A 5,486-nucleotide genomic window follows, 5' to 3' on the forward strand; every position below is an offset into this window, starting at 1 on the left:
AATGAAAATCATAATTTCAAACCTTTAATCGCTTATATTGACAGTACAAGTGATGTAGTAAATAATAATTTATTAAAATTTGGATATTTATTTATTCCATATAAATTATCAAGAAATACAGGAAATATAGAATTAAATATCTTCGTTAATGGAATACTTACAAAAAATTATAATTTAGATATTTTTACTGGTTCGTATTTCAAAAAATTTTATTATTTTCCTAACATTATAGACTATAAATTTTAGGAGGAATTAAAATGAATACTCAAGATTTAAATGTAGAATACAGAGAATTTTTAAAAATAAAAAAGAAAAAGAGAAAGGTATTATACACGTTAATTTTTTTAACATTATTTCATATTATTATATTTATATCTTCAATTCAGAATAGTAATTTAGGACATTCCATAAGAAATTTTTCCATGTATATTTTTGTGGGAATTTCTTTAATATCGCTTTTTTCAAAAGAGATACGTTCATATTGGACTATAAATTTTAAGAAATTTTATGATAATTTTAAGGATTTCTCTTTAATCTTATTGATTGTAGCAACTCTATCAATTAAAATATTCACTAATTTATTTTTGAAAAAAACAACTAATTTTGATATTACAATATTTTTTTTTCTTTCACTTATCTCTTTTTTTTATTTTGTTGTTTTACAAGAATTTTTAACAAATTTATTTGAGAATAAATTTGTTAATTGTTTTGTTACCTCGTTTTTGTTTGCTTTGTTTTCTAATACTTTATTTACAAGGAATTATATTCCTTTCTATAATTATATGATAGGAGTTGCTTTCTCGTTAAGTGAATATTTTTTTGTTGGCTATATTACTCATAAAACCAAAAATTTTTATATCCCGGTTATTTTAATGTTAATTTAAATAGTTGAAATAATAAATTAAAGGATGATTATATGAAAAAAATAATTTATATTTTTTTAGTTGTTATTTTATTACCTTTACTATTATTTTTAATATATCTAAAAGTAGATGTGAATGCCAAAATCAAAAAAAATAATTTAATAAATGAAACCTATAAATATTTAGAGAAATATTATTATAAAAATTTAGATACAAATTCATTACTAACAAATCTCTTATCTGGATTAAACAACAAATATGTGGGATACTTAGAATCTGGAAATAAAAAGTATAATCATGAATATAGCTTAGGGTTTTATTTTCATTATGATTATGAAAGGTTTGTATTTACTGTAGATTTTGTTATAAAAAATTCCGAAGCATATAAAAAGGGAATAAAACCTAATGATATGATTATTGAAATAGATAATAATAAAATAATAGATATTGGTCCATATAAAGCTGTAAAATTACTGGATAGTAAAGAAATTGTTGATCTAACAATTGTTAGAAAAGAATTAGATACTCCTCGAAAAATAATTTTAAATAAAAAATATAATACGATTCCAACTGCTGTATTCACAAAATTTAATTTTAATGAAGAAAATATAGGTTATATAAAAATAAATTATTTTGAACAAGGAAATACAGTAAAAGAAGTAAGCTATATATTACAGGAAATCACTTTAAAAAAAATAAAATATTTAATAATAGATTTAAGATATAATTTGGGTGGTGATTTTGATGAAGGAATAAAAGTATTATCGTATTTCACAGATAAAAAAATATTAGGAAAAATTATTTATAAGAATCAAAGTAAAATAATATATAGAGAGTCAATACCTTTTTTTAATAACTTGAACAATATAAAAAAGATTATTTTAGTAAATAAGTTTACTGTTTCAACTGCTGAATTTTTTACACAATTTTTTAAAGAAAATAAGTTAGCTACTGTAGTAGGAGAAAAAACATATGGCAAATCAGAATTAATAGGTTATTTTAATTTAGAAAATGGTGGAACTGTTTTTTTTCCTATTGGATACTTTGTTTCGGAAAAAGGTAAAAATATTTCAAAAACAGGTATATATCCAGACATTTATGTTGATGATCCGAATTTTGGAATATTTTTGGATTCTAAAAATTTAGAAAATGATACTGTAATAAAAAAAGCTTTAGATTTTATCTTTGAATATGAAAAAAATAAACAATATTTTTAAAAATTTTGTATATAGAATTACTTTGTCTATAAAAAGAAATTGAGGCAAAACACCTCAATTTTCTATTTCTAATGAAAAGTCTATATATTTTACTTCTGTTGTTAATTTTCCCATTGATATTATGTCTATATTATCATCAACATATTCAAGATAATTATTTTCATTAATTCCACCAGAAACTTCTATTATTATTTGTGGATATTCTTTTTTTAATTTTTTAGCAATTTTTTTTGCATTTTTTGAATCAAAATTATCAAGCATTATTATATCCGCATTATTTTTAGCGGCTAAAAAAGCATCCTTTTCATTTTCTACTTCAATTTCTATTTTTTTAGTGAATGATTTATATTTTTTCACTACATTTATAGCATTTTCCACACCACCATATAATTTTATATGATTGTCTTTTATCATAATGCTTTCTGATAAATTCCATCGATGAGAATCTCCTCCACCATGTAATACAGCCATTTTTTCAAGATTTCCAAGTCCTGGAAATACTTTTCTAGTTGCAGCTAATCTGGTTTTTCCATCTATTTTACTTATTAAAGTATAAGTTTTTGTTGCTACTGCACTCATTAAGGAAAGTATATTTAACATAGTTCTTTCAACTATTAAAATATTATAAGCATTTCCTCTTAGTTTACCTATAATTCCATTTTCAACAAAATCACCATCTTTAAAATAAAACTCTGCTTTTATTTCATATTCTTTTAATAATTTTTCTATTATTTCTATGCCAGACAACACAATATTAAAATTTTTTAAAATTATTTCTGCAGTAGTTTCTTTGTTTCTCAATTCATATGATGCTATATCAAAAAAATTATTATCTTTTTCTATCCATTCTTTTAATAATTTTATCTCATAATCAAACATTTTAATCCTCCATTATCTTAAACATATTCAAAATTGGTTTTTTAGCTTTTTCAATAATTTCTTCAGGTAATTTTATTTCATTATTTTCATATAATAATGCTTCATACACATTTTTTAAATTATTCTTTTTCATATTATTACATATTCCCAATTCTTTTAATGGGTAAAATGTTTTGTTTTTAAATGTTTTTGATAATTTATGTATCATTCCAATTTCAGTACCTATAATAAATTCTGGAGTCTCATCTTTTTCAGGGAATTTCATCATTTGACCAGTACTACCAATATATTCACATAAGTCTCTAACTTCTTTTGGTGCTTCAGGATGAACTATTATTTTTGCATTTGGGTATTTTTCTTTTGCTATTCTTACATCTTCTTCAGAAAATCTATTGTGCACATAACAATAACCACTATTTCCAGGAATAGGTATAATCTTTTTGCCTGTTTTTTCTGCTACATATGATCCTAAATTTTTATCAGGACCAAATAAAATTATTTCTGCATCAATTTTATCAACAATTTCAACAGCATTTGCAGATGTACATGTATAATCTGCTAATGCTTTACATTCAGCTGTACTGTTTACATATAAAACTACAGGTGCATTTGGATATTTTTCTTTAAAAGATTTTATTATTTCAGGTGTTAAGGAATTTGCCATAGGGCATGTTGAACCTTTTGTTGGAACAATAATTTTCTTTGATGGATTTAATATTTTTAATGTTTCAGCCATAAAATCTACACCAATAAATAATATTTTATTATTTTCTATTTCTGTAGCAAGTCTTGCTAATTGTAATGAATCTCCAGTTATATCTGATAAATTCTGTAACTCTGGAATAATATAATTATGCCCTAATATTGTATAGCCTTTTTCTTCTTTTAATTTTTTTATTTTATCCATTAATTCTCTTTCAATAGCTGTTTCTTTTATCATTTTTATCCTCCTATTCTAAAGTTAGTATTTAAATTCTTTAATAATCCAATAATAGATAATGGAGCTAAATAACTGGTTTTTGGATTTTTTGATGGATAATTTTCAAATTCAAATCTATAAATTCCTACTTTTGAAACAATTTCAACTGTATGTATATTTCTTTCAACTTTTGGATCTGCTATTATTCTTACATTCACTTTTTCAAAATTTCTTGCAGCTAATGATAATGTAACCGCAACATTTACATTTTTTGGATATTTATTTATCGCTTCTATAGAATTTCCTTCAAAAATTATCTTTTCTTTATCAATATCAAGTCCAAAACTTTTTGGTGGTTTTCTTGTTGTTAATGTTATTATATTAATTTTATCGTAAATAGCATTTATTAAGTCTATACCTCCAATTGCACCAGAAACAACATATACTTTACTGGTAGAATCATTTAATTTTTTTATAAAATAATATCTGAATATTTTATCTGCAAATGCTCCTGTACTTAATATTATTAAATTTTTATTCATATCTAAAATATCAAGACCATATTTTTTTATAGCATCTACTGAAGCAACTTCTATAACATAATCCACATCTAAATTTTTTAAGTTTTCAATATCTGAATATTCAATATTATCAAAAATTTTCTGTAAATTATCAACCTTGTTCTTATCCAAATCATAAATATATGCTTTTTCTATAATATCTTCTAATTCTTCTAATATGATTTTAGCCGAATTTCCTGCACCTAAAAAAAATAATTTCATTTTTCTCCTCCTCAAACCATTAATTATAATTTTGTTTACTTTATTATACAACAAGTGTAAATAATTGTCAAATTGAAATTTTTTATTTAATAATTATAATTGACTAATCATACTATCTATGATATAATATACTTGAATAAATATTCATATATAAGGTTGGTGAAAATCATGGGCAAAATAAAGAATAAAAATGATATTGATGTATGTCAAACAATTGAAGTTCATAATGAAATTATAAAAAAGGTTAGAGATAAAATTCCTGAAGAACGAATTTTAAATAAATTAACTGAATTATTTAAAGTCATTGGAGATAGGACAAGAATGAAAATTTTGTATACTTTATCTCAAGTCGATGAGATGTGTGTATGTGATTTATCCTATGTTCTTGAAAAAACCCCCTCTGCAATTTCTCATCAATTACGAGTTTTAAGACAAACTGATCTGGTAAAATTTAGAAAAGATGGAAAAGTTGTATATTATTCTTTAAATGACGAACACGTAAAAGAATTGCTTAAAGTCGGGTATATACATATAACAGAGGAATAATTTTAACTTTAGTTAGGAGGAAAAATAATGAAAAAAAGCCTTTTTTTTCTATTAATAATGATATTTACTGTTCAAATATTTTCGCAAAAATTTTTAATCCCTATCGAAAATTCATATATAACTTCTTCTTTTGGGGAATATAGAGATACTGGAAAGAAACCTCATTTTCATACTGGTATTGATTTTTCTTCATTTGCAAGAGTTGGATATCCTGTTAAATCTGCAAATGATGGATATGTTAATAAAATTTGGTTAAATAATAAGATTTATGGTAATACTA

Annotated in this window: 8 protein-coding genes; 5 read left to right on the forward strand and 3 right to left on the reverse strand. The window is 22.8% G+C overall.

The window, feature by feature from the left end; all coding sequences use genetic code 11:
* The 3 genes from ACYQ44_RS10190 to ACYQ44_RS10200 all read left to right on the forward strand — a co-directional run.
* Window positions 1-246 (forward strand): hypothetical protein (locus ACYQ44_RS10190; RefSeq protein WP_459997150.1); only part of this gene is annotated, 246 nt, incomplete at its 5' end.
* 11 nt (window positions 247-257) lie between these two features.
* Window positions 258-884 (forward strand): hypothetical protein, encoded by a 627-nt coding sequence (locus tag ACYQ44_RS10195; protein WP_459997152.1) that lies wholly within the window; start codon window positions 258-260, stop codon window positions 882-884.
* 32 nt (window positions 885-916) lie between these two features.
* Window positions 917-2,080 carry a S41 family peptidase gene (locus tag ACYQ44_RS10200; RefSeq protein ID WP_459997154.1) on the forward strand — a complete coding sequence of 388 codons (1,164 nt, stop codon included), beginning with the start codon at window positions 917-919 and terminating at the stop codon, window positions 2,078-2,080.
* Between the two features lie 54 nt (window positions 2,081-2,134).
* Here ACYQ44_RS10200 and nadC read toward each other — a convergent pair whose 3' ends face one another.
* From nadC to nadX, 3 genes are read right to left on the reverse strand one after another with little or no spacing between them, the layout of a single operon-like run.
* Window positions 2,135-2,959 carry a carboxylating nicotinate-nucleotide diphosphorylase gene (gene nadC / locus ACYQ44_RS10205; protein ID WP_459997156.1) on the reverse strand — a complete coding sequence of 275 codons (825 nt, stop codon included), beginning with the start codon at window positions 2,957-2,959 and terminating at the stop codon, window positions 2,135-2,137.
* Between the two features lies 1 nt (window position 2,960).
* Window positions 2,961-3,899, reverse strand: a complete 939-nt coding sequence (gene nadA, locus ACYQ44_RS10210; RefSeq protein WP_459997158.1) for a quinolinate synthase NadA — start codon at window positions 3,897-3,899, stop codon at window positions 2,961-2,963.
* Between the two features lie 2 nt (window positions 3,900-3,901).
* Window positions 3,902-4,660, reverse strand: a complete 759-nt coding sequence (gene nadX, locus ACYQ44_RS10215) for an aspartate dehydrogenase (protein ID WP_459997159.1) — start codon at window positions 4,658-4,660, stop codon at window positions 3,902-3,904.
* A 168-nt stretch (window positions 4,661-4,828) separates the two neighbouring features.
* On the opposite strand from nadX, the gene ACYQ44_RS10220 reads away from it, so the two are divergent.
* Both ACYQ44_RS10220 and ACYQ44_RS10225 read left to right on the forward strand, forming a co-directional pair.
* Window positions 4,829-5,206 carry an ArsR/SmtB family transcription factor gene (locus ACYQ44_RS10220; RefSeq protein WP_459997162.1) on the forward strand — a complete coding sequence of 126 codons (378 nt, stop codon included), beginning with the start codon at window positions 4,829-4,831 and terminating at the stop codon, window positions 5,204-5,206.
* A 27-nt stretch (window positions 5,207-5,233) separates the two neighbouring features.
* Window positions 5,234-5,486 (forward strand): M23 family metallopeptidase (locus ACYQ44_RS10225; protein ID WP_459997164.1); only part of this gene is annotated, 253 nt, incomplete at its 3' end.

The sequence above is a fragment of the Marinitoga arctica genome (genome assembly GCF_054657315.1).

What these genes read in the sequence shown, in the direction of transcription:
- ACYQ44_RS10200 (WP_459997154.1), top strand. Translation starts at nt 917, where the DNA reads ATGAAAAAAATAATTTATATTTTTTTAGTTGTTATTTTATTACCTTTA.
- ACYQ44_RS10195 (WP_459997152.1), top strand. Translation starts at nt 258, where the DNA reads ATGAATACTCAAGATTTAAATGTAGAATACAGAGAATTTTTAAAAATA.
- ACYQ44_RS10220 (WP_459997162.1), top strand. Translation starts at nt 4,829, where the DNA reads ATGGGCAAAATAAAGAATAAAAATGATATTGATGTATGTCAAACAATT.
- nadC (WP_459997156.1), bottom strand. Translation starts at nt 2,959, where the DNA reads ATGTTTGATTATGAGATAAAATTATTAAAAGAATGGATAGAAAAAGAT.
- nadA (WP_459997158.1), bottom strand. Translation starts at nt 3,899, where the DNA reads ATGATAAAAGAAACAGCTATTGAAAGAGAATTAATGGATAAAATAAAA.
- nadX (WP_459997159.1), bottom strand. Translation starts at nt 4,660, where the DNA reads ATGAAATTATTTTTTTTAGGTGCAGGAAATTCGGCTAAAATCATATTA.